Source organism: Bradyrhizobium sp. Kon56, from assembly GCF_055807635.1.
In genome coordinates, this window is record NZ_JBVVOU010000021.1 from 39863 (window position 1) to 63840 (window position 23978).

Below are 23978 nucleotides of genomic sequence, written 5' to 3' on the forward strand. Positions count from 1 at the left end.
GACGCTTGATCTGGATCAAGCGTGCGGCGTGAGAGCAGGGGCTAGTTCGCCTCAGCATGCGCGGCATGGCTGAAGGCGCGTCCGTGAAAACACTCCGTCAGATATTCTCCGGAGACGAGATCATCCAGCTTCTGATCCGACTCGGATTGCTGGGGCTGCTGCTCGTCTGGGCGCTCCTGCTGGTCCGTCCATTCATCCCCATTTTGGCCTGGAGTGTCGTGCTTGCTGCTGCGCTGAACCCGGCTTTTCGGCGCCTCAGCGACATTCTCGGCGGACGGCCGAAGCTTGCGGCGACGATCCTCACGCTCGTCAACCTGGCTGTGGTGATCGGACCGGCGACCTGGCTGGGCATGGGCGCGGTCGACGGGATCACCGATCTTGCCGCCCAGGTGACGGCCGGTGAATTGCATGTGCCTTCGCCGCCCCAGTCGCTCAAGGAGTGGCCAGTCATCGGGCCTCAGCTCTTCGATCTCTGGGATCAGGCGACGACCAACCTCCGGTCGCTCTTGCGCGCGGTCGTGCCCTATTTGAAGCCATTCGCGACCACCTTGCTTGGGTTTGCCGGCAATGCCGGTGTGGGAACGGTCAAGTTTCTGCTGTCGGTGGCGGTGGCCGGCGTGCTGTTTCCGTATGGACCTCAGCTCGTGGCCGCAGGGCGCAGCTTTCTGTCCCGCATCGTGCCGGACCAAAGCGAGCATTTTCTGGACCTGGCAGGAGCCACGATCCGTGCGGTGGCTCAAGGCGTGATCGGCGTTGCCATCATCCAAGCCTTGCTGGCGGGAATAGGTTTCAAGCTCGCCGGCATCGCCAGCGCGGGCCTTCTTGCTTTCGTGGTGCTGTTGCTGTCGATCGTGCAGATCGGCGGGACCATCGTCATCCTGCCGGTCATCATCTGGATATGGACCGACAAGGAATTCCCGATCGCGCTCCTGCTGACGGTGTTTCTCGTGATCGTGTCGGTGCTCGACAATATCCTGAAACCGCTCGTCATGGGGCGCGGCCTGACCACGCCGGCGCTGGTCATCCTGATCGGAGTGATCGGCGGAACTCTCTTCCATGGAATCATCGGCCTCTTCATCGGACCGATCATTCTGTCTGTCGTCTGGGAGTTGACAGTCGCCTGGATCCGCGCCGAACGGGCTGCGCCCGCACAGCTGGCAATCGAGCGTTGACCTCCATGAGCTCGATGGAAGCTCTCGGCTGAAGATACGACGACCGGTCGGAGATGGTGGTGGAAATGCCTGGCTCACCCGCTGACGTTGCTCTGACCGTCGATGCCGGGCGTCGACATGCTGCAACATTTGCGGTGTGAGTGCCATGGACACCATTCTTGTCATCAATGCCGGCTCCTCTGATCTCCGATTCCAGATCTACTCTGTCGAAGGAGACGGCAGGCTACGGCAACGGCTCAAGGGGCAAATGGACGGCATCGGGCGCTGTCCGCGCTTGCGGGCGAGCAAGGCTGGCGGTGGTCCGCTCGCCAATCGCGCTTATCCAGTCGAAACAGTGCCGGATGTTGCGGCTGCGATGGACATCACCAGCACCTGGTTGCGGGACGAGCTTCATATAAATCCGATTGCAGTCGGGCACCGCGTCATTCACGGTTGTACAGAGCATGACCGGCCGGTCCTCATCGATCACGAAGTCCTGGCGTGCCTGGAGCGGTTGACCGCGTTGGCGCCGTTTGACCTCCCGCATAATCTGGCGCCAATCCGTTCGATCCTGGCAAATTTCCTGGCGCTCCCGCAGGTCGCCTGCTTCGACACCGCATTTCACCGAACGCGTGCCGCGGTCGCCGACGATTGTGCCATTCCCCGTCAGCTCTATGCCGAGGGCGTACGACGCTACGGCTCTCATGGTCTCACTTACGAATATATTGCGAAGGCCTTGCCCAGGATTGCGCCGGAAATCGCGATGAGACGGGTGATAGTCGCGCGTCTCGGGAGCGAGGCATCGATGTGCGCGCTCAGCGGTGGACTAAGCGTAGAGAGCACAATGGCCTTCACCGCGCTCGACGGATTGCCGATGGGGGTGCGAGCGGGGCAAATCGATCCGAAAGTCGCGGTCCGCGGTGATATGCGTCAGCTCAAAGCAAGTAAGGACGCGAGCGCGAAGTTCGCCATCGATCATTTCGTTTATCGAATCGGTCTCAACGCGGGCATGCTCGCAGCTGCGTTGCAGGGCCTTGACGCGTTCGTCTTCACGGCAGAGGTCGGCGACAACTCCGCATTGCTCCGTTCGCGCGTGGCGGAGCAGCTCGCATGGCTCGGTGTCAAGCTCGATGCAAAAGAGAACGCACTGCAATCGCGGCTGATATCGTCTCCAGCGAGCCGCATCCCGGTCTACGTCGTGCCCTCCGACGAGGATATCATGATCGCCAGGCACACGCTGGCACTGCTGATGAACCGTAGCCCGGGAGCGCCAAGCTGAGCGTCATGATCGGGCTCCCTGGTGGCCGGGGTGTGCGCAATGCGCGTGCACGCCCGCGGCACGTTGATCTGCATCAAACGCCCGCATCGTACCGCGGGCCGGATGGCAGTGCTGACCAATCAAACCGCACCAGTCGGGGAGCTCGCGATGGTCGTCCAATTTCTGCTCGGCACTTTCATCAGCGTGATCAACATCATGATTCATGCGCTGGTGACCGTCGCAGCGATCGACATCGCCCGCAGCGCGGGATTGAAGCATACAATGCGGCCCCGATCTCACATGATGGCGGTGATGGTCACGATAGCTGTCATTTTGATGGTTGCACACACGGTCGAGGTTCTTGTCTGGGCGCTGGCTTACGCTCTGGTTGGTGCCGCGCCCGAGGGGAGCGAGTTGCTGTATTTCACCTTCGTGAACTACACCACGCTGGGCTACGGCGATGTCACGCCAGTGCAGGGATGGCGGCTGACGGGGCCGATGACTGCCATGAACGGCATTCTGATGTTCGGCTGGTCGACCGCAGTCCTGTTCGAGGTGTTACGCAAGACCCTTGAACATCTCTCGGCAATCGCGGCGCCCGGCTTCAATTCTGGAGATCATCAAGAGCTGCGAGCTGATGCCGGTCCAGGAGCATGATCTGCCGCTGGGTGCTGCCGATGAAGCCGAGGATGCCGAGGTCGTGAAGGCGGGACAGGGCGCGGGACACGGTCTCCAGGGTCAATCCGAGGTAGTCCGCGATGTCGCGCCGGGACATTGGCAGGGCCAGAATTCCTGCGGCCGTTAGCCGCGTATCCATCTCGAGCAGGAAGGCCGCCACCCGCTCCAGCGAGGTCTTGCGGCCGAGCAGCAGCATGTGATCTTCCGCATGCTGAAGGTTGTTGGCAGTCATGCTGAGCAGGTTCCGGGCAACCATGGCATCGCCTTCTGCGACGAGTTCGAGGCTCTGCCGTTTAACCAGGCGTACGGTCGTGTCGACGATCGCTTCCGTTGTGAATCTATGCTCGCTGCCGTTTTCGAGCCCGAAGATGTCGCCAACCAGGTGGAAGGCGCCGATCTGGCGACGCCCGTCTGACAGGAGCTTGTAGCTTCGCACGGCGCCTGATTTGACCTGATAGACGTATTCGGCCGGCTCTTTCTCGCCGTAGATTTCGATGCCTTTTTTATAGGTAAATTCGTTTAAACTGATGATCGGATTTGAACTGGTATTCAGGCCAAGCTCGCGGAGTGAATGGTGCCGCGAGGAAGCGTCGGCAGCGTTGCGAACCAGCATGGCCAACTCCCGAACTGGTGCTGACGCGATAGCCGCGAGCAGCTTATTTCCATCACCGGGAATACGGAGCCGCCGATAAATCACCCTTCCCGCAAAGGTTGTTTAAGCCAAAAGCCGGCTTTGCAACCATTGTCTGTAGGTGCATTGTACCAAAGTACAGGGACGGCGATGGTGCGCTGGATGAGAAACCTGTCAGAACATCTGTCGGATTGCGCGGCCTAGGCTTACGTCGCGCATTCCGCCTGAAGTCGTGCCACTGCGGGCGGGCTGCTTTCATTGATGTTGACCTCGGGGTGCGAGGCGTCTTGAATTGCTTCTAAGGCTTGCGCGAGCGGTGGGTGTTCTGCTTGCAAGAACAGGTCGGGAGGAAAACATTGCCTGGCTTCGTCTATGTGGTCGATGACGACCCATCGTTTCGCACCGCCATCCAGCGTCGGCTCAAGCTTGCCGGCTATGAGGTTGTGACCTACGCGTCGGCGCAACAATTGCTCGAGGATCCCCCGGGCTCCGAACATCCGGGCTGCATCCTGCTCGACGTGCAGATTCCGGGCCTGAGCGGCCCTGAGTTGCAAGCGTGCCTCGCCCAACGACCTTCGCCGTTGCCGATCGTATTCCTGACAGGGCATGCTGATACCGCAACGACTGTTCGCGCGATCAAGGCCGGCGCGGAAGACTTTCTGACCAAACCAGTATCTTCGGAACAGTTGATCGGCGCGATCGAGCGCGCACTGGTTCGACAAGAGGTGGTGCGCGGCCAACAGGGCAAGCTGGATTCGTTTCGTGCTCGTTTGACGTCTCTGACGCGACGCGAGCGACAGGTCTTCGACCTCATCGTGCGCGGGAAGATCAATAAGCAAATCGCTTACGAGCTTGGAACCACCGAGCGCACCGTAAAGGCCCATCGGCACCAGGTGATGGCAAAGATGCAGGTGCCGTCCTTGGCCGAGCTGGTCTCCGTCGCCGAGCGGCTCGGACTTCTGAGCTCGCAGCCGGCGTGAACCGTCGGACTGTTTGCGGTAGGTGACGTCAATCTCGCGATCAGACCTGTACGATAGGACAATACGAAATATTGTTGACAGATTCTGGCAACGACTGCCTAGTTGGCCATTGGATTTGCGCAGGAACATTTGCGGCGCCTCGTCGTTGTGAGGCGGGTGCAGAGTGTTCGATGAGAAAGCTCACCCATTGTTTGCACGCAGGTCAATATACGTTGTGGATGACGATTCATCGATGCGGCGAAGCATGGAGCGGTTGCTGCGGAACCACGGCTTTACCGCGGTTGTTTTCGAGTCCGCCGGTGCATTGCTTAGTCATGGCCACCTCGAAGACGCGTGCTGCCTCGTGCTGGACGTCAATCTGAACGGCGAGTCGGGTATCGCCCTGCGGCGCAAGCTGGCAAGTGACGGCGCTAAGGTGCCTGTCGTCTACATCACGGGCAACGACAGCCCGGCAAATCAGGCGGCCGCGATCGATTCCGGCTGTGCGGCCTATTTGAGCAAGCCCTTCGCGGCCAGCGAGCTGATCGCAACGGTTGAACGCGCCTGCGCCAAGAGCGCTTGAGTTGTTCTCACCTGCTCACTCCTCGATGTCCTGCTCCAGGATCTGTGCAGGCGCGCCTTTGTGAGCCGGGCCGAACTGTGCCAGCGGCAATGACGTCGTCAGAGACAGAAGGTTGGAGTCGGTGACCTCAAGGACGAGAGCCGTGCCGGCATCCATGTCGTTGATGAACTTGGGATCGGCTGCGTCGGCGGCAATGCAGGTATTGCTCAGGCACCAGGTGTAAGGCAATGACTGGACGTTGGCCCCGTCGATCGTCAGCTTGACCGGCTTCTGCAGATACATGCCGACGGGAACGAACACTTGTAGGCGCGCAATGGGGTCGCCGTCACGCTCGATGAGGTCCACGCGGATTGCCATCTGACCCGTAGCAAACCGCCCCGTGATCGAGGTTCGGCACAGCATCGGCGTTCCTGCAGGCCGTACGCAAAGCTTTGTCCAGCCGCCATAGGTGATGTCGTTGGCTTCGCGCTGCCCGCGAGGTGCGATTTCGGCGGACTTTACCTCTGGGGTCGGCTTTGGTGCGGCTATATTCTGCGCTGAAGCTGGTCGGGCAACAGCCGCCGCGAACAATATCGACACGCAGACGAGCGCACGCCCGGACAAAAGCACTGAAGTTGCGTCGATCATGTTCTGCCTCCAGGCCCCAGCTCTGCGGCTATTTCTGCGCGTCAAGGAATCGTTCGACGAGCGGTGCCCACATCGGAATCGTGCCGGGCGAGCCGATGACGAAATGTCCGTCGCTGACGGGCCGAACCACATAGGCGAACATAGGTAGCGGCAGTGGCAAGGCCCAGACCTCTTCCTGGATACGAACATTGTGGTCGGCGCGTCCCGGGGCTAGAAAGCAGGCCAGGATGCTCAATGCCGCGGCGAAGTAGGTCACTGTCGAAGCATGCCGCAGGTTCACGCGCGCCTCCTTCAACCGGCGAAAGTGCTGGCCACGATGATCGGTCCAAGCACGGTTAGGACGACATTGCCGACAGCGTAAGGTACGGCGACCCCGAGCACGGGGGTTTGGCTTTCTGCTACTTCGCAGGCGCCGGTCACGGCGGCGTCGACCGTCATGGCGCCGGCCAGCGCTCCGCAAATGATGACCGGGTTCATGCGGAGTACGCGATGGGCAAACAGGGTGGTCACGATCAGCGGCACCAGCGTGACGACCAGGCCCATGCCGACCAGCAACATGCCATGCGACTGGATTGCGACCCAGGCCGCGTGGCCGTTCCCGAGCCCGATCGCAGCGATGAAGCCACCAAGGCCGAGATCGCTCAGCGTCTGCTGCGCTGCGGGGGGCATTGCACCCATCGTCGGCCGCCGAGAGCGCAGCCAGCCGCAGAAAAGCCCTGCAATCAGGGCGCCGCCGCCACCTCCCAACGTCAGGGGCACAGACCCGATCTTGACGCTCACGAGACCGGCAAGCAGACCTATGGCAATGCCTGCGGCAAGGAATGCGATGTCGGTACGATCTTCGGAGCTCAGGATCTGTCCAACCTGCGAGGCGGCGCGCTCGATGTTGCGGGTGCTGCCGACAAGCGTCATGACGTCACCGACATAGACGCGAGTGTCCGCGCTCAAGGGGACTTCGCGTCCCATCCGCGTCAAGGTGCGCAGGAACACGCCGCGCGCGGCGTCGCCGACGCGGTCGGCCACGTCCTTGACGGAGCGGCCGTGGAGCTTGCGATTGTCGACGAGGACGTCGACCACATTGCCTGGAAGAGCCTTCAGGATCTCGTCGGCGTCGATTTCGGTGCCAACAATCGGCTTTGCGGCGACAATGGCCGCCGTGCGACCCGCGATGACGATGTCGTCGGCCGCTTCAAGAACCGTGTCGCGATGCGGCTCGACGTCAGCTCCCCCGCGCACGATCCGCTCGATTACGCTGCGGCTGCCGATCTCGTCTTCGAGCGCGCCGACCGTGCGTCCCGCCGCTGCCGACACCCGGTACGCGCGCGCCTGGAATTTTCGATAATGCAGATTTTCGGTCTGCGGCGGGTTTCCTCCCGACAGCTCCGCTTCCAGCTTCGCAGCCTCCGCCTTCAAATCGATCCGCATCAATTTCGGCGCGACGAAGGGTACGAACAGAAGCGTGAGGATGTAACCAAGGACGTACGTCACCGCGTATCCGGCGGCGATATTCGCCTCCTGCTGCTCCAGCACGTCCTTGGCGAGCCCGAGTTGGGCCAGCGCGCCGGATGCGGTGCCGATCACCGAAGATTGCGTCAGGGCTCCCGCAGCGAGCCCCGAAGCGGTGCCGGGACCGAGTGCGAATGCCTTGGCAAATATGAGAACGATGACGAGCCCGGTGCCGCCAAGCACGAGCGCGAGGGCGACCTGCGCCAAGGTCCGGATGCTCAGAGAAGCAAAGAACTCTGGCCCCGACCGGTACCCGATCGTGAATACGAACAGGCTGAAGAGGATGACTCTCAGTAGCGCTGGAAATGTGAAGGTGCCGAACTGCCCGATCAGGACCGCCACGATGAGCGTGCATGCGGTGGTGCCGATCGAAAATCCAAAAATACGGACGCGGCCAAGGATGGTGCCGAGCGCGACCGACAGCAGCAGGAAGATTTCCGGCGCGGCAGAGATGATCCACCTGACGGTAATCATGGCGCATTGCCTCCAGTAGTTAGGGGCCAATCTCGTTGCCGAAAGCTGGCGACAGTTGATCCAGATCAATCCTGGTCGGCGGCAAGCTCGCTCCTTGTGGAGCCTCAAGAGTCAAAGCCGACCTTCGGACATGAGCACGATGGATACTGCCGCTGCTTCGTCGATACGCTGCGACGAAACGGTGCCGATTGCGCTGCTGCTTGCCTTCGCCGGGGGCTATATCGACGCCTTTACGTGGATCATCCACGGCGTAATGGCCAATGCCCAGACCGCAAACCTTGTGCTGTTGTGGGTTTATGGCTCGATCGGAAATTGGACGAAGGCGCTGCACTTCGTTCCGCCGATCCTTGCATTCGCCGCCGGTATCCTGGTCGCTGCATGGCTGCGACGGGCAACCGGAGCGCGCGCCAGCGCGATCGGTACGCTGATCGAAATCTTGCTGCTGGTTACTATCGCCATCCTGCACAATCGCCTGCCGGATATTGCGGGAACGCTTGGCATTTCCTTCGTCGCCGCCGTGCAGAGCGCCGTCTTCACGAAGGTCGAGGGCGTGCTCTACAGCTCCGTCATGATCACGGGCAACATGCGGCAGGCGATTGAAGGCCTGTTCGCTGCGGCCTCCGGGGATGGGACGCTCCGTCCCCCCGGCATTTTCGCCACCTTATGTGTAACCTTCGGTCTCGGAGCGGCTGTGGGCGCCTTCGCGACAAAGCAAATCCCGAATCTCGCGCTCGGTCTCCCCGTGATCGCGCTTCTGGTCGTGCTTTTGCTCTGCGAAGTCTCTAGCGACGAGGGCAGGCTCTGATGTCTTCCGGGCGGAAATGGCGCTGGATCTTCTTGTTTCCGCCTGCAACCTGGTTGGCGCACTATCACCGCGCTTGGCTCCGTTCGGACGTGATCGCCGGAATCACCCTCGCGGCGTACGCCCTCCCTGTGTCACTTGCCTATGCGACGCTGGCGGGCCTGCCGCCTCAGATCGGCATCTACGGCTACATGCTTGGTGGCATCGGCTATGCGCTGCTCGGGTCGTCGCGCCAGCTTGCGGTGGGTCCGACCTCTGCGATCTCTCTGATGATTGCGGCCACCGTCGGGGCGCTGGCCGGCGGAGACGCGGCGAAATACGCCCAGATCGCGAGCCTGGCCGCCTGCGCGGTGGCGTTGCTGTGCCTGATCGCATGGTTGTTCAAGCTCAGCGTTCTCGTCCGCCTGGTGAGCGACAGTATCCTGGTCGGCTTCAAGGCCGGCGCGGGACTTACCATCATGATGAGCCAGTTGCCGAGCCTGTTCGGCGTTGCCGGAGGCGGTCACAATTTTTTCGATCGCGCCATCAAGCTCGCGGGTCAGCTCGGCGGCATCAATTGGCTGGTTCTGGCGATTGGATCCATTGCGCTCTTCTTGCTGCTGGTGGGAGAACGGCGGCTGCCGGGAAGGCCGGTCGGACTCACGATCGTGGCGCTGTCGATTGTCGTAGCGACGTTGCTTGGGCTTCCGTCGCTTGGCGTACCAGTCACCGGGAAAATTCCAGAGGGATTGCCAGCTATCGGGTTGCCGAGTTTTGGATTGTTGGAGCCCGACGAGCTCTTCCCGCTGGCTGCGGGATGCGTGCTGCTGGCCTACATAGAAGGCGTCTCCGCCGCGCGCAGCTTTGCTGCCAAGCATGGCTATGCCCTCGATGTCCGCCAGGAGTTTTTGGGGCTGGGCGCGGCCAACCTCATCACCGCCTTCGGCCACGGCTATCCCGTGGCCGGCGGGCTGTCGCAATCTGCGGTCAACGATAATGCCGGAGCGCGCACGCCGCTGGCGCTGGTCATCTGTTCGACGACACTGGCGCTGTGCCTGCTGTTCTTCACGGGAGCCCTGACGAATCTACCCAAGACGGTGCTGGCGGCGATTGTCTTTGCTGCCGTGTACAGGCTGGTGGACATCCGCGCGCTGTTGCGGATGTGGCAGGTCAGCCGCATAGACTTTTACGCTGCGGCAATTGCGCTGGTATCCGTGCTGCTCCTGGGGATATTGCAAGGCGTTCTGCTGGCGGCGATTGCCTCGATTGTCCTGCTCCTGGCGCGAGCCTCACGTCCGAATGTCGCCTTCCTCGGCCGGCTCCCGGGCACCGGCCGCTACTCCGATGGTGCGAGGCACGAAGGCGTCGAGCCATTGGTCGGTATCATCGCCTTTCGACCGGAAGCCTCGCTGCTTTACATCAATGCCGAAACAATCCTGGAGACAGTGTCGGATGCCTTGCTGAAGTCGTCCGATATCAGGCTGGTTGTCTGCGATCTCTCCGCTTCGCCCTACATTGATTTGGCTGGGGCGCGCATGTTGCGCGACCTTCACGACAAGCTCGCCTCGGTCCATATCGCCTTCTGCATCGTCGGTGCACATGCACAATTGCGCGATCTGCTGCGGGCCGAGGGATTGGCGGAAAAGACCGACAGTGCGACCTGGCTTCGCTCGGTCGACAGCGTGCTCGGTGAAAGCAAGCAATCGTCTGATCCCAGATCGGAGGATCCGGCCGGCGTGTTGGCCACCCGGCTCTGATCCGATCTCTCTCGCCTGCAATCGGAATCGGGCAACCACCTCGGACGATATTGCATCGCGAGGTGCTTCGCGTCTCTTCAAGATGCGCGTCCGTTGACTTGGATCAATAAACTGAGGTGAGCGGGCATCACGATCCGGCTGCGACCTCGCAAAGATCCGGAGAGAGACATGTCCAAGGACGCCAAGCCTGCAGAGAAGCGCATCGATCAGTTCATTTCCGGGCCCGGCGGACGGGCAGACGACTGGCGCGATATGGTCGAAGCAGCCAAGGTATGGGCGCGCGGCGGCGACCGTGCGATGTTTGACGCGGCCCTGGCCGATCTCTCCGTGATAGAGGAGTTTCACGGCTATCCGGGGCTGCAGTTGATGGCGGCTTTGCGGGAAGCCGCCTCGGCCGGGGATGCGGCGGGTTCACTTGCTCTCGCGACGCGCATCACGCAGGCATTGATGACGAGATCCTTCCGCCAGCTTGCCGGCGACTGGGATGCCAAGGACGACGGCGACGGTGATGCGCCCGAGCTTGTGCCGTCAACTTTCGGATCGCATGCAGCTCGGCGACCCTATTTCGAAACGCTGGTCGTCACCGGGGTCTCCTCCGAGAAGTGGCCAGCTCTCGCTGCCGAATGGCGCAAGTTGCGCCGTCCGGTCGATTCGTTCGTCTATGAGCCGGTGATCGTCGGAAGTCTGGAAGACGCCTTCTGCGCGACGATGCTCAACCCCAATATCGCCGCCGTCGTCATCAACGAGGGGTTCGGTCTGCGCTCGCGTCACGACGCGCCGGTATTGCGCACCATGACCGCCGCCGCGGGGATCAATCACGAGTCGGACGCGTCCGCGCTCCGGCTAGCCCACGTCATCAAGCGGTTACGTCCCGAGCTCGACATCTATCTGATGTCGAATCGCGACGTCGAGGAAATGGCGGGGAACCCCGAGGCCAATGTGGTTCGGCGGATATTCTACTCCATCGAGGAACTCCTCGAGCTCCATCTCTCCATCCTCGAAGGGATCCAGGATCGATTCGATACGCCATTCTTCGACAACCTGAAGAAATACGCACAACGCCCGATCGGAACGTTCCATGCGCTGCCGATCGCTCGCGGCAAATCTGTCTTCAGGTCGGACTGGATCCGCGATATGGGCGAGTTCTATGGCTTGAATCTGTTCCTGGCGGAGAGCAGCGCGACCACCGGCGGTCTCGACAGCCTGCTGGAGCCGACCGGTACCATCAAGAAAGCGCAGGACAAGGCGGCACGCGCGCTCGGCGCCGATCGCGTGTTCTTCGTGACCAACGGCACCTCGACCTCCAACAAGATGGCGGTGCAGGCGCTGCTCGGGCCAGGCGACATCGCGATCGTGGATCGCAACTGCCACAAGTCGCACCACTACGGCATGGTTCTGGCCGGCGCCCAGCCGATCTATGTCGAAGCGTTCCCGATGACCGAGTATTCGATGTACGGCGCGGTGCCGCTGAAGACCATCAAGCAGGCGCTACTGAATGCGAGGGCCGACGGCCGCCTGGACCGCGTCAAGATGCTCGACCTGACCAACTGCACCTTCGACGGCCACATCTACAACACCCGGCGGGTGATGGAGGAATGCCTCGCGATCAAGCCCGATCTGATCTTCCTGTGGGACGAAGCCTGGTTCGGCTTTGCACGTTTCTCCCCGTTCCTGCGGCGGCGGACCGCGATGGGCGCCGCCAACGAGATCGAGGCCTGGATGCACGACCCGAAATCGGTCGCGGCTTACGAGAAGCAGCAGGCCGACCTCGGCAAGACCCCCTCGGATGAGGTGCTTCTGAAGACTCGCCTGATCCCGGACCCGCGCCAGATCCGCTTGCGCGTCTACCAGACCAACTCGACCCACAAGTCGATGTCGGCGATCCGGCAGGGTTCGATGCTGTCGGTCAAGGACGTCGAATTCCACACCGTCGAGCAGCAGTTCAAGGAGGCGGTATTCACGCACGCGTCGACCAGCCCGAACCAGCAACTCATCGCGAGCCTCGATGTCTCGCGGCGTCAGATGGAGCTCGAGGGCTACGGTCTGGTGGCGAACGCGATCGAAATCGCGTTCGCGATCCGTCGGGCGGTCAACAACAATCCGCTGATCTCCAAATACTTCCGGATTCTCGGTGCGGACGCGATGGTGCCGGCGCACTACCGCCAGAGCGGCTTTACCGACTATCTGGCCACCGGCACAAACTGGGCGAGTGTCCTGAAGAGCCTCGACGACGACGAGTTCTGCCTCGATCCGACCCGCATGACGTTGGTGTGCGGCACCGCCGGATACGACGGTACGCAGTTCAAGGGAATCCTGGCAAACGAGTACAACATCCAGATCAACAAGACCTCGCGCAATTCGGTGCTGTTCCAGTCCAACATCAACAACACCCGCAGCGATGTTGCGCATCTGGTGAGGGTGCTGGCCGAGATTGCGGGCGAGGTCGACCGCGGGCTGGTTCAGGGCGGCGCCAATGCGACGAAGACCTTCGAGGCGCGGGTCAAGAGTCTGATGACCGATGTGCCCGACCTGCCGAACTTCTCGCAGTTTCACGACAGTTTCCGTGGCGATGCCGGCACCAGGACCAATGAGGGCGACATCCGCAGCGGCTTCTACTCGGCCTATGACGCAGCGGGATGCGAATATATCCGGCTCGGCGATTCCGAGATCGACCGTCGCCTCAAGGCCGGTCCCGACCTCGTCTCTGCCAGTTTCGTGATCCCGTATCCGCCGGGCTTCCCGATCATGGTGCCGGGGCAGGTCATCACCCAGGAAACCATCGACTTCATGCGCAAGCTCGATGTGAAGGAAATCCACGGCTACGACGCCAAGGAGGGGCTGAAGCTCGTACGTGCCGAAGCCCTGGCGAAGATCGGCCGGCCCAAGCCCGGCGCCGCGCCGAAGCTGAAGGCGGCATCGTAATAAAGGGGACGGACATGCAAGGGTTTTTCACGTTCTTGCAGCAGAACCCGTTTCTGTTGCTGTTCTTCGTCGTCGGGCTCGCCGTCTGGATCGGCCGGGCCAGCATCAAGGGTTACGGCCTCGGCATGGTCGCCGGCGCCATCGTGGTGGGCGCTGGCCTATCCGTGTGGGCGTCGATCTATGGCGTGAAGCTCGAATTGAACAACTTTGCCAAGAGCCTGTTCTACTACCTGTTTATGTATGGCGTCGGCCTGCGTGTCGGCCCGTCCTTTATCAACAGCCTGAAGGGGGATGGGCTCAAATTCTGCCTCCTGGCCCTCGTGTCGAGCGTGCTCGGTCTGGCGCTCGTCGTCATCTGCGCAAAGCTTTTCGCACTGCCGATCGGAGCTGCCGGTGGCATGCTGGCGGGGTCGCAGACCATGTCGGCCGCGATCGGTTCGGCCGAGCAGGCCATCACCTCCGGCGTTGTCAAGCTGCCTGAAGGCATGAAGCCCGAAGATGCGTCGGGCATGATCGCGCTGTCTTACGGCATCACTTATATCTGGGGCACCGTCGGCATCATCCTGATCTGCAAATATCTGCCGCGCTGGTGGGGCGTCGACGCCAAGGTCGCAGCCAAGCAGTACGAGCAGGAGTTTGGCGTCAAGGACCTCGAGGGTGGTGGCCTGACCGGTTACCGGCAGTTCGGCCTCCGTGCCTACCGGCTAGACAATCCGGCCCAGGTCGGCATGAGCATTGCCAAATTCCGCACGATGAATCCCGAATATCGCATCGTCAATGTGGCGCGCCGAGGAGAACCGCAGGGCGCCGATCCCGAATTCGTCCTGCAAAAGGGCGACGTCGTCGCGCTCGGCGGCTCGACCGAGCATCTCACCGACAAGATGGGCCTGATCGGTCCCGAGGTTGCCGACGCCAAGGCGCTCGGCATTCCCATGGATCAGGCGGACATCCTCGTCACCAACAAGGAGATGGCCGGACGGACCTTTGAATCCTTCCGCGAGACGGCCATTGCCGGTCAGTTGCAGGTCACCAAGGTCGAACGTGGCGGCGTGCAGATTCCGGCCGGTCTCAAGACGGAGTTGCAGCGGATGGACATCGTCTCGGTGGTCGGTATCAAGTCGGCCGTCAACGAGCTCGGCGAGATGTGGGGACGCATTGCGCGGACCAACACTTCGACCGATCTGCTGACGCTCGCCGCCGGCATGATCATCGGCTTCCTGATCGGGATGATCGAATTCCCGGCCTTCGGTGCCAAGATCGGCCTCGGCAATGCTGGCGGATTGTTGCTGTCCGGCGTGATCGTCTCCTCGCTGGTCTCCCGGCTGCGCTTCTTCGGCAACACACCGAACGCGGCGCGCAATGTGCTGGAGGATCTCGGTCTCGTGGTCTTCGTCGCCATCGTCGGCATCAATGCCGGCGCCGGGTTGTTGGCGCAGCTCACGGGTGCGGTCGCGTTGAAGATCTTCGTCGCCGGCTTCATCGCCTGCACGATCCCGCCGTTCGTCGTCTGGGCGATCGGGTATCACGTCTTCAAGATCAATCCGGCCGTGTTGATGGGCGGCGTTGCCGGTGCGCGGTCGCACTCCGGTCCGTGCCGCGAAGCCGCGGTGGAAATCCAGAGCTCCGTGCCCTGGATCGGGTTCCCAGTCGGCTACGCCGTATCGGGCATCCTGCTCACCGTGTTCGGCTACTTCGCAATGATCCTGGCTCAATAGCTCGGCGTCACAACCAGAGGAAATAAAACTCATGAGAAAAGTTGCTATCTATGCCGCCCTGGTCGCCTCGCTGGCAGGCGTCGCCGGCTTCGGCACGCCGTCGCAGGCAGAGACCGGCCAGGTCGCCGTGGTCTTCACCAAAGGCGGATTCATCGTCGGCGTCGGTGGCGGCGAGGGCGTTCTGCTGCTGCGGGGCCACAAATATCCCTTCACCGTCTCGGGCATGAGCGTCGGCTTCACGATCGGCGCCTCGACCACCAAGCTGGTCGGCCGCGCTCTTAACCTGAGGGGGCCGGAGTCGATCGAAGGCTCTTATGCTGTGGGCGGTGCGGGCGGTGCCGTCGCCGCCGGCGCAGGTGCCGTTCAGCTGCAAAACGGCAACGGCGTGATTCTGCAGCTTAGCGGGCCGAAGGTCGGTGCGGAGCTGTCAGCCGCTGTGGGGGGCGTGACGATAGCTTTGAAGCGGTAGAGCGGCAGTCGCGCCGATTCGGCGGTCGCGGCGCTCTTGAATGGCGGCTGCTTCTCTCATGCACGTAAGTCAGGGAAGCGGCCGCAACTCAGTGCCATGTTCGGGTGCCAACCGCGTTCCGCGAGGCATCGTCGAAAGCGGATCACGGCACCCATATCGAGGGAGGACATGCCATGCTTCGTTATCTTCTGGCTCTTGTTGCGGCCGTCGTTCTTCTCACGGCCACGCTCATTCCCGATGATGCCTATGCCCGCCGCGGAGGTGGCGGTGGTGGTGGCTATCGCGGAGGTGGAGGGGGCATGCGCGCCGGAGGTTTCCATGGCGGCGCCGTTCACGCCGGGCGGATCCATGGCGGAGGCGGACGCCATTACGTAGGAGGTCCGCGGCCAAGCCATCCGATCGCCGGTCGTCCGGGTCGCCCCGGTTACCCCGTTGCGGGCCGTCCGGGCCGTCCCGTCGCCGGTTATCCTGGAGGCTATCCGCGATATGGCTATCGAGGCGCGGCTTACGGTGCTGCTGCCGTCGGTGCGGCCGCCGCGGGCGCCTACGGATACTACAACAACAACTACAACAACGGTTGCTATCAGGACACGTACGGCAATTGGGTCTGCCCCAACCAGTATCCGTATTGAGGAGGGAATGCGCTGCTGACGGACCCAGCGAAGTCCGTCGGCAGCATCGATCTGACCGTCAACGATCGGACCGCGCGCGCCGTGCGGCCCGATCACTTCGTCAATAGCGTTCGGCGACGAAGTTCATCCCGCGCAAGGGGGCCTGGTCATTGTAACGTCCCTTGTCGGAGCGCTTCGGCAGCTTCACCTCGTCCTTCTTGATCCGCTTGTGCGGGATAGCCTCCAGGATGTGCGCGATACAGTTCAGCCGCGCCCGCCGCTTGTCGTCGGACCGAATGATGTACCATGGGGCGTCCTTCGTGCTCGTCTTCTTGAGCATCAGGTCGCGCGCGCGCGAATAATCATACCAGCGCTTGAAGGATTCGAGGTCCATCGGGCTCAGCTTCCATTGCCGCACCGGATCGTCGATGCGGGCGTGGAAGCGGCGCTCCTGCTCGTCCATCCCGACCTCGAGCCAGATCTTGATCAGGATGATGCCGCCGTCGATGACGTACTTTTCCATCTGCGGACAGAGCGAGAGGAAACGATCGTGCTCGGCGGGCGAGCAGAATCCCATGACATATTCGACGCCAGCGCGATTGTACCAGCTCCGGTCGAAGATCACGATCTCGCCGCCCGCCGGAAACTGCTTCATGTAGCGCTGGAAGAAGAGCTGCGTCTTTTCGCGATCCGATGGCGCCGGCAGCGCCACCACCCGGAACACGCGCGGGCTAACCTTTTCAGTGATCGCCTTGATCGTGCCGCCCTTGCCGGCCGCGTCGCGGCCTTCGAACAGGACGATGACTCGAAGCTTGTTTTCCTTTACATAATCCTGGAGATGGCAAAGCTCGATCTGGAGCTTTTCGAGCTCCTTCTCGTAGTCCTTGCGCTTCATCCGCTCTGAGGCTTCGTCCTTTGCCATGCCGCTCCGCCTTCTCTTAACTCGGCCGAAACGTGATCAGTCGCCCCAGGAAATGATGACGCCGATGTCGCCGGGCACGCCGCCGGGAAAATCGATGACCTGATAGCCGATGCGATAGCCGCGCGGCTTGAGGTATTCGGACCAGAGCTCGAAGATCTCTTTTGGAATTCCCGTCAGCGTTTTCTCCCAGCCCGCCTCCATTTGGTTGATCGCGCGGCCCTTGTCGGTGCACAGGGTATTCGGGAAGCGATAGACCTGCACTTCGGTCAGGCCGTTGCGAACCGCGCGCTGGATGATGGTCGAGGCGAGCTTGATTTTCTCCTCCTCGGATTTTCCGGACGGTTTGCTTAGCCGTTCGATCAAGTCGCGTTTCTCGGCTTCGGCCGCGGCGGCGAGGCGAACATATTCCTCGGCCTTTCTGGCTTCCTCGAGCGCAGCTTCCTTGCGAATTTGCAGTGCGTTGGGAATGAGCTCATCGATGCCGGGCATGATTGGTGCGTTCCTGGCTTGCTGTGGGATCGGAGTCAGGGCTAAGGTATGGCTCGCGCCGTCCGGACCTTTGATTCATATCAAGCAATTTTCTCACCTGCGCGGCCACGGTAACGAGCCGGCGCGCAGAACGCCCTGATCCCTTCTGTGGAGGCGACCATTGACCGAGCAAATTCATCCGTTGGCCCCGCATCATCTGCCGTTCTATCTCGCGCCGGGAAGCGGCACGGACGTGCTGATGGTGGTGATGGGGATCTTCCTGATCGGCAGCGTGCTCTGGGTCGGTACGCTCTATTGGAAGCTGCACAGCCTCCCCGAACGAATGGCGCACAAGTCGCAGAAGCTGCAGTTCGAGATCGTGGCCGTGCTGGGCATCATCTCGCTCTTTACGCACATGCACATTTTCTGGGTGGCCGGCCTTCTGCTCGCGATGATCGACCTGCCGGATTTCGGCACGCCGCTGCGGAGCATCGCAGGCTCGGTCGAGAGAATCGCTGACGCGGCGCCCGGTGAGGGCCGCGAGCCTGAACTGCCAATCCTGCCGCCGGTCGAGAAGCCGATCGTCAAGGGGAAGGAACACAGCCATGTTTGAGCTCATGTTCTGCTCTCTTCTGACCATCCTGCCGGACTACCTCTACCGCCGCTATGCCCAAGGCAAACGTTTCGGCAAAGAGATCACGTTCTTTTCCATTTGGTACGAATTGCGATGGGGCATCACCGGCTGCCTGATGCTCACGATTTCTCTGATCACGATGATCTTCTACTTTCATCCGTCGACGACCTCGGCCACGCTCTATTTCCGCACGGTGCCGATCCTGCCCGAGGGCTCGGGCCGCGTCGCGGAAGTCAATGTCGGCTACAGCGAGGCCGTGAAGAAGGGTGATGTGCTGTTCAGGCTGGACGGTTCGAAGCAGAAGGCTGCGTTGGAAACAGCCACCCGCAAGATCGCCGAGGTCGACGCTGCGATGACAAGCGCCGAAAACGACGTCGTCAAAGCCGAAGCGCAGATCCAGGAAGCCAAGGCCAGCCTTCAGCAGGCCAAGGACGAGCTGGATGTCAAGACGGAGTTGCAGCGCCGCAACCCCGGTATCGTCCCGCAGCGCGATATCGAGAAATTACAGGTCGTGGTCAACCAGCGGCAGGCTGGTGTGGACTCGGCCACCGCGTCCAAGACGTCAGCGACATTGCGGCTTTCAACGCTGTTGCCGGCTGAAAAAGCGAGCGGCCAGGCGGCGTTGGCGGAAGCGCAGGTCGATCTGGACAAGACCTTCGTTCGCGCCGGTGTCGACGGCCGCGTGGAGCAATTCCTGGTCCGCACCGGCGATGTCGTCAATCAGCTGATGCGCCCGGCCGGCGTGCTGGTTCCGGACGGCGCCGGCAGGCGCGCCTTGCAGGCCGGCTTTGGTCAGATCGAGGCGCAGGTGATGAAGGTCGGCATGGTGGCGGAAGCAACCTGCATCTCGAAGCCGTGGGTGATCATTCCCATGGTCGTCACCAGTGTCCAGGACTACATCGCAGCCGGGCAGTTCCGAAGTGGCGAGCAACTGATAGAAGCGCAGAACGTCGGCCGGCCCGGCACGATCCTGGCCTTCCTTGAGCCGCTCTATAAGGGCGGACTTGAAGGCGTGACGCCGGGCAGCAGCTGCATCGTCAATGCCTATACCAGCAATCACGAGGAGATATCCGCAAAGGAGACGGGCACGGGTCGGGCCGTCGCTCTGCATGTTGTCGACGGTGTCGGCCTCGTTCACGCCATGCTCTTGCGAATTCAGGCGCTGCTGCTGCCGATCAAGACGCTGGTGCTGAGCGGGCACTGACCGGCTTCGCTTTGGTTTGAATCGCACGTCGGTTCAGCGATGCGCCTCAGTTGAGCCGGTCTGGCATCATGAGCCAGTCCGACCACCCAGCGCATATTCACTATGAGCGCCACATGGTCCCCGCAAAAATGCCGATCTGGCTTCGTTCCTTCATTGTCGCCAGCGCTGTTGTGCTCGTGCTTGGAGCGGGCCTGTTCGGCTACCGCTGGTACTCTCACCCGACGACGCTGACCATCGCGGTCGGGTCGCTGGATGGCGAAGCCACGCGTCTGGTATCGGCGTTGGCGAGCCGGCTTGCCGTGGTGAACGCCCCGGTCCGGCTCAAGCTTGTGGAAACCACCAACGCGCTTGATGCTGCCGAGCAGTTTGCGGCGGAAAAGGTCGAGCTTGCTGTCGTCCGCGGCGACGTGGGCGACCTATCGCAGGCGCAGGCCATCGTGGTTCTCGCCCATGCCGTTGTCCTGCTGGTTGCGCCGCCGGGCTCCTCCATTACCGAAATCGCTGGTCTGAAGCGCACCAGCGTCGGCGTGATCGGCGGCGAGATGAATCGCAAGGTCGTCGACGTCCTCAGCGACGAATACGGCCTTGGACGCGCCAACGTGACATTCCGCAATCTCCAACCGGCAGACGCGCGGCGGGCACTCGATGCCAAGGAGGTACGGGCGATTCTGATCGTCGTTCCCCTTGCGGAAAAGTATCTCGCCCTCTTGCGCGGCCTCTTTCTGCAGACGCCGAAGACCGCGCCGGTCCTCCTTCCCGTCGAGGCGGCTGGTGCCATCGCTGAAAAGCAGCGCGCCTATGAAAGCTTCGATGTCCCGAAGGGCACGCTGCGCGGTTCGCCGCCTGTCCCGAGCGAGGATCTTACCACGCTGCGGGTTTCGTTCTATGTGGTCGCGCAAAAGCAGCTCAGCGCAGAGGTGGCGGGCAGCCTGGCCGACGCGCTGATGAAGGCGCGCAGGGACCTGCTCGGCGAATTGCCGATCCTCTCGCAAATGACCGCACCGAGCACGGATTCGGACGCCTTCCTCCCGGTTCATCCTGGCGCCGCGGCATTCTACAACGGAACGCAGCAGAGCTTTCTGGACGAATGGGGAAACGCGATCTTCCTCGCGCCCATGATTTTCGGCGGCCTCATCTCTATATTGGCGGCGGCTTGGAAATTCCTTCAGGTGCGTGATCCTTCTAAGGACGAACGGGGCCTGGACTTACTGTATGCACTGGGCGCGCGGATACGCAGGACGGAGGCGGAGGCCGAACTGTCCGATATCGAGGTCGAGATCGACCGGGTGCTCCAGGGCCAGCGCGCCAAGGCCGCTGCAGGAGACGAGAATGCGCTCGATGTCTCCACCCTGAATGTAGCCGCGCACCGCCTTCAAAGCCTGATCCACGATCGCCGGATCTTACTTTCTGCGCGGCTGGGCAGCAGCGGCCAAGCGGTGCGGCCGGACATCGATCGGATCGAACGTCCGGCCGCGGAGTGAATAGCTCCGACCTCCGGGAGAGCTCCATCTTCTTTGATCTTGATCAATAGAAGACACTGATCGTCCAAGATGCTTGGTCCAACGGGAGCTCAAGGGAGGACGTGATGCTTCGTTGCGGGAACACTCTGATCGCGATGGCGTTGCTCTTGGCGATGCCTGTCGCCGCAGTAGCCCAAACCGCAGACGCTCCGGCGGCCCCAAGTAGCGGAGTCCAAACCGCCGGCAAGCCTCTATCGGCTGCTGAGTTGCTCAAGCCCGAGCAGCTCGAAGCTCTGGTCGCACCGATTGCGCTCTATCCGGACGAACTGCTTGCAAACGTGCTGGCCGCGTCCACCTATCCCTTGGAAGTCGTTCAGGCCGATCGCTGGCTGAAAGAGCGCAAGACTCTGAAGGGTGATGCCCTGAAGACTGAAGTCGAGAAGCAGCCTTGGGATGACAGCGTCAAGGCGCTGGCCTCAACCGCCGAAGCGTTGGCCATGATGAGCGACAAGCTCGACTGGACCAAGGCGCTGGGCGACGCCGTGCTCGCGCAGCAATCGGATGTGATGGATGCGGTCCAGCGGCTGCGGACCAAGGCTTATGACAACAAGAAGCTGGTGACCACCACGCAGCAGAAGGTGACCGTGAAGACCGAGGAAAGCAGGCAGGTGGTCGTGATCGAGCCGGCGGTTCCCGATACGATGTACGTGCCGTACTACGAGCCTGCGACGGTCTACGGCGCGTGGCCCTACACCGAGTATCCACCATATTACTTCGGCTACCCGTCCTACATCGGCGCAGGCGTCGTCGCGGCGGGTCTCGCGTTCGGCACAGCCTGGGCCATCGGTCGCTGGGGCAATTATTGGGGCGGCGGCTGCAACTGGGGTAACCGCAACGTCTATATCAATCACCGCACCACCAACATCGGAACTGGCTGGCAGCACAATCCGTCGCATCGCCAAGGGGTACGCTACAACAACGCCAACGTTCAGCAGCGCTTCGGCAATAGCAATCTGAAGGCCGGCGCCGCCGACCGCATGGATTTCCGCGGCCGCGACGGACAGCAAGTCTTGAAGCCGGGACAGGATCGACCTGGTGGCGCAGATCGCGCTGGGGATCGTGCGGCAGATCGCGCTGGCGAGCGAGGTGGCGACCGTCAAGGCGCCGGGGATCGCGCCAAGGCGGGAGGCGATCGCGCCAAAGGCGGTGGCGATCGCGCGGCCAAGGGCGGTGGTGCCAAGAATGCCGGCGCAAAGAGTGCTGGCCCTAAAGCGGGCGGCGCCAAGGGTGGGGGCGCCAAAGCCGTGAACCGCGGTGGTAGCGGAAGCGTGCTGAACGTGTCGTCGGGCCGCTCGGCGGCCGCAGCATCGGCGCGTGGTCATGCGAGCATGGCGAGCATGGGACCGCGCGGTGGCGGTGGCGGAGGTGCGAGCTTCGCCGGCCGAGGCGGCGGCGGAGGCTTCCAGGGTGGCGGAGGCCGTGGTGGTGGTGGCGGCGGACGGCGTTCCGATATCGCGCTGAAGCATGACGTCGTTCTGCTCGGCCATCTCGCAAGCGGTCTTGGTTATTACCGCTTCAGCTATATCGGCAGCGACAAGGCCTATGTCGGCGTCATTGCGCAAGAAGTCGAGGACGTGAAGCCGGTAGCCGTCACCCGCGGAGCCGACGGCTATCTCCGGGTCTATTACGAAAAGCTCGGTCTGAAATTCCGTACCTATCGCGACTGGCTCGAGAGCGGCGCGCGGATTCCTGGCGAGGTGACGCCATGATGGGTTTGAAGTCGCTTCGTCTCGCCATCTTGCCGGCCATTATTGCGGTGGGGCTCCTGAGCTCGCTATCCCTTGCGCAGCAGTCCTATCCGACACCGGAGGATGCGGCAACGGCGCTCGCTGCCGCCGTGAAAAGCGGGCCGGACCGGGCCATCCTGAAAGTCCTCGGCAGCGCTGCCGAGGACATCGTTTCCTCCGGCGACGAGGTCGCCGACGTCGACATCCGGAAACGCTTCACCTCGATGTATGATGCGAAGCATGCGATCAAGGCGGAAGGTAACAGGAAGGCAGTGCTGATGTTGGGTCCGGACGACTTTCCGTTCCCGATTCCGCTCGTCAACACCAGGACCGGCTGGGAATTCGATACCGCCGAAGGCCGCATTGAGGTGCTGTATCGCCGCATCGGCCGCAATGAACTCGACGCGATCCAGACCAGTCTCGCCTTTGTCGATGCCGAGAACGAATACGCCGACAAGGATCGCGGTGAGGGTACTGGCGTGTACGCGCAGCGCATCGTCAGCAGTGCCGGCAAGAAGGACGGGTTGTTCTGGCGCGACGACAGCGACCCGAGCCCGCTCGGTGCATTGGCGGCGCAGGCTTCCGCCGAAGGCTACAAGGCCGAGGAGGGGCCGGCGCCCTATCATGGCTACTATTTCCGCATCCTGAAGGGGCAGGGATCGAACACGCCAGGCGGCGCGCTGAACTATGTCGTCAACGGCAAGATGATCGGAGGTTTCGCACTGGTCGCCTGGCCGGCCGAGTACGGCAATTCCGGCGTCATGACCTTCCTGGTCAACCATGCGGGCGTTGTCTACCAGAAGGATCTCGGGCCTCGGACCAAGGTCCTCGTTTCCCGCATCAGCGCGTTCGATCCGGACCAGACCTGGAAGAAGCTGGATGGTGCAAAACCCTGAGCGACGCACGCAGATCTTGCGTGTGCTTCTTTGGCGTTTGGCACGCCTCGTGCTGCTCGCACTCCTTATCCCGACGACCCCGTCGTTTGCACAGGCATCCGCGCAGGTCCGGATCAAGATCGTAAAGGCGGGACTGCTCGTGGGCGGTGGCGCTGGGAGCGGCGTGCTGACCTATCGCGGCCGCCATCATCCGTTCCGCATCAGCGGGGTAAGCTTGGGTTTTACCGTCGGCGCTACCGTTGGGTGGCTCGAGGGCTGGGCTTCAGGCATTCGAGAGGTCAGCGATTTTGCCGGCGCATACAGCTCGGTCGGTGGCGGGGCCGCCCTGATCGGCGGCATCAATGGCGCTCAGCTGCGCAACGACAAAGGGGTCACGATGGTGCTGCAGGGACCAAAAGCCGGGGTGGAATTCGCCGCTAATCTCAGCACAATCATGATCTCTCTGAAGTGAGCGCGCGCGAAAGACGGAATGGTCGTGACGGTCC

At 62.1% G+C, this 23978-nt stretch carries 23 protein-coding genes; 17 read left to right on the forward strand and 6 right to left on the reverse strand.

The genetic code is table 11. The features are described from left to right. Window positions 1-56 precede the first annotated feature (56 nt). The 3 genes from AC0L3B_RS27505 to AC0L3B_RS27515 all read left to right on the forward strand — a co-directional run bounded on the left by AC0L3B_RS27505 (window position 57) and on the right by AC0L3B_RS27515 (window position 3066). Window positions 57-1172, forward strand: a complete 1116-nt coding sequence (locus AC0L3B_RS27505; protein ID WP_085351222.1) for an AI-2E family transporter — start codon at window positions 57-59, stop codon at window positions 1170-1172. A gap of 145 nt (window positions 1173-1317) precedes the next feature. After that, window positions 1318-2430: an acetate/propionate family kinase gene (locus AC0L3B_RS27510; protein ID WP_018458131.1), complete on the forward strand. Its 1113-nt coding sequence runs from the start codon at window positions 1318-1320 to the stop codon at window positions 2428-2430. Between the two features lie 147 nt (window positions 2431-2577). After that, complete coding sequence (locus AC0L3B_RS27515) at window positions 2578-3066, forward strand: potassium channel family protein (protein WP_051113036.1); 489 nt, start codon at window positions 2578-2580, stop codon at window positions 3064-3066. Here the strand turns inward: AC0L3B_RS27515 and AC0L3B_RS27520 are convergent. Further along, the gene (locus tag AC0L3B_RS27520; RefSeq protein ID WP_247335777.1) at window positions 3014-3700 is read right to left on the reverse strand and encodes a helix-turn-helix domain-containing protein; all 687 of its coding nucleotides are present in this window, start codon (window positions 3698-3700) and stop codon (window positions 3014-3016) included. The genes AC0L3B_RS27515 and AC0L3B_RS27520 overlap by 53 nt on opposite strands. 374 nt (window positions 3701-4074) lie before the next feature. Here AC0L3B_RS27520 and AC0L3B_RS27525 point away from each other — a divergent pair, with 374 nt between their 5' ends. Together AC0L3B_RS27525 and AC0L3B_RS27530 are read left to right on the forward strand one after the other, a co-directional pair. Next, entirely contained in the window at window positions 4075-4698 is a 624-nt protein-coding gene (locus tag AC0L3B_RS27525) for a response regulator transcription factor (RefSeq protein ID WP_166517723.1), read from the forward strand. Between the two features lie 214 nt (window positions 4699-4912). Continuing rightward, window positions 4913-5260, forward strand: a complete 348-nt coding sequence (locus AC0L3B_RS27530; protein WP_473381433.1) for a response regulator transcription factor — start codon at window positions 4913-4915, stop codon at window positions 5258-5260. A gap of 15 nt (window positions 5261-5275) precedes the next feature. Here AC0L3B_RS27530 and AC0L3B_RS27535 read toward each other — a convergent pair whose 3' ends face one another. From AC0L3B_RS27535 to AC0L3B_RS27545, 3 genes are read right to left on the reverse strand one after another with little or no spacing between them, the layout of a single operon-like run. Then, on the reverse strand, window positions 5276-5887 hold the full coding sequence (locus AC0L3B_RS27535) for an invasion associated locus B family protein (RefSeq protein WP_473357334.1): 612 nt from the start codon (window positions 5885-5887) through the stop codon (window positions 5276-5278). 28 nt (window positions 5888-5915) lie between these two features. Next, entirely contained in the window at window positions 5916-6167 is a 252-nt protein-coding gene (locus tag AC0L3B_RS27540) for a hypothetical protein (protein WP_473381418.1), read from the reverse strand. An 11-nt stretch (window positions 6168-6178) separates the two neighbouring features. Beyond that, on the reverse strand, window positions 6179-7867 hold the full coding sequence (locus tag AC0L3B_RS27545; protein ID WP_473381419.1) for an aspartate-alanine antiporter-like transporter: 1689 nt from the start codon (window positions 7865-7867) through the stop codon (window positions 6179-6181). Window positions 7868-7997: 130 nt separating this feature from the next. On the opposite strand from AC0L3B_RS27545, the gene AC0L3B_RS27550 reads away from it, so the two are divergent. The 6 genes from AC0L3B_RS27550 to AC0L3B_RS27575 all read left to right on the forward strand — a co-directional run bounded on the left by AC0L3B_RS27550 (window position 7998) and on the right by AC0L3B_RS27575 (window position 16143). After that, on the forward strand, window positions 7998-8672 hold the full coding sequence (locus AC0L3B_RS27550) for a YoaK family protein (protein WP_473381420.1): 675 nt from the start codon (window positions 7998-8000) through the stop codon (window positions 8670-8672). Continuing rightward, window positions 8672-10405, forward strand: a complete 1734-nt coding sequence (locus tag AC0L3B_RS27555) for a SulP family inorganic anion transporter (protein WP_204511561.1) — start codon at window positions 8672-8674, stop codon at window positions 10403-10405. Before AC0L3B_RS27550 ends, AC0L3B_RS27555 begins: the two co-directional genes overlap by 1 nt. Before the next feature lie 168 nt (window positions 10406-10573). Then, a complete protein-coding gene (locus tag AC0L3B_RS27560; RefSeq protein ID WP_473381421.1) occupies window positions 10574-13327 on the forward strand; it encodes a decarboxylase in 2754 nt (917 codons plus the stop codon). 14 nt (window positions 13328-13341) lie between these two features. Then, window positions 13342-15042 carry an aspartate:alanine exchanger family transporter gene (locus tag AC0L3B_RS27565; protein WP_204511559.1) on the forward strand — a complete coding sequence of 567 codons (1701 nt, stop codon included), beginning with the start codon at window positions 13342-13344 and terminating at the stop codon, window positions 15040-15042. A gap of 31 nt (window positions 15043-15073) precedes the next feature. Further along, window positions 15074-15511, forward strand: coding sequence for a hypothetical protein (locus AC0L3B_RS27570; protein WP_018458143.1), 438 nt, complete (start codon window positions 15074-15076; stop codon window positions 15509-15511). A 173-nt stretch (window positions 15512-15684) separates the two neighbouring features. Continuing rightward, the gene (locus tag AC0L3B_RS27575; RefSeq protein WP_083926504.1) at window positions 15685-16143 is read left to right on the forward strand and encodes a hypothetical protein; all 459 of its coding nucleotides are present in this window, start codon (window positions 15685-15687) and stop codon (window positions 16141-16143) included. Window positions 16144-16243: 100 nt separating this feature from the next. Here the strand turns inward: AC0L3B_RS27575 and ppk2 are convergent, their stop codons facing one another. Continuing rightward, window positions 16244-17044 (reverse strand): polyphosphate kinase 2, encoded by an 801-nt coding sequence (gene ppk2 / locus AC0L3B_RS27580; protein WP_018458145.1) that lies wholly within the window; start codon window positions 17042-17044, stop codon window positions 16244-16246. Window positions 17045-17080: 36 nt separating this feature from the next. Further along, complete coding sequence (locus tag AC0L3B_RS27585; protein WP_204511558.1) at window positions 17081-17533, reverse strand: hypothetical protein; 453 nt, start codon at window positions 17531-17533, stop codon at window positions 17081-17083. Window positions 17534-17714: 181 nt separating this feature from the next. On the opposite strand from AC0L3B_RS27585, the gene AC0L3B_RS27590 reads away from it, so the two are divergent. The 6 genes from AC0L3B_RS27590 to AC0L3B_RS27615 all read left to right on the forward strand — a co-directional run bounded on the left by AC0L3B_RS27590 (window position 17715) and on the right by AC0L3B_RS27615 (window position 23944). After that, window positions 17715-18125 (forward strand): hypothetical protein, encoded by a 411-nt coding sequence (locus AC0L3B_RS27590; protein WP_018458147.1) that lies wholly within the window; start codon window positions 17715-17717, stop codon window positions 18123-18125. Next, window positions 18118-19350 (forward strand): HlyD family secretion protein, encoded by a 1233-nt coding sequence (locus AC0L3B_RS27595; RefSeq protein ID WP_018458148.1) that lies wholly within the window; start codon window positions 18118-18120, stop codon window positions 19348-19350. The genes AC0L3B_RS27590 and AC0L3B_RS27595 overlap by 8 nt, the downstream gene beginning before the upstream one ends. A gap of 113 nt (window positions 19351-19463) precedes the next feature. Next, the gene (locus AC0L3B_RS27600) at window positions 19464-20831 is read left to right on the forward strand and encodes a TAXI family TRAP transporter solute-binding subunit (protein ID WP_377787598.1); all 1368 of its coding nucleotides are present in this window, start codon (window positions 19464-19466) and stop codon (window positions 20829-20831) included. 104 nt (window positions 20832-20935) lie between these two features. Next, the gene (locus AC0L3B_RS27605) at window positions 20936-22579 is read left to right on the forward strand and encodes a DUF3300 domain-containing protein (RefSeq protein ID WP_377787512.1); all 1644 of its coding nucleotides are present in this window, start codon (window positions 20936-20938) and stop codon (window positions 22577-22579) included. Then, window positions 22576-23493 carry a DUF2950 domain-containing protein gene (locus AC0L3B_RS27610; protein WP_204511556.1) on the forward strand — a complete coding sequence of 306 codons (918 nt, stop codon included), beginning with the start codon at window positions 22576-22578 and terminating at the stop codon, window positions 23491-23493. The genes AC0L3B_RS27605 and AC0L3B_RS27610 overlap by 4 nt, the downstream gene beginning before the upstream one ends. Then, the gene (locus tag AC0L3B_RS27615) at window positions 23477-23944 is read left to right on the forward strand and encodes a hypothetical protein (RefSeq protein ID WP_377830043.1); all 468 of its coding nucleotides are present in this window, start codon (window positions 23477-23479) and stop codon (window positions 23942-23944) included. The genes AC0L3B_RS27610 and AC0L3B_RS27615 overlap by 17 nt, the downstream gene beginning before the upstream one ends. Window positions 23945-23978: the final 34 nt, after the last annotated feature.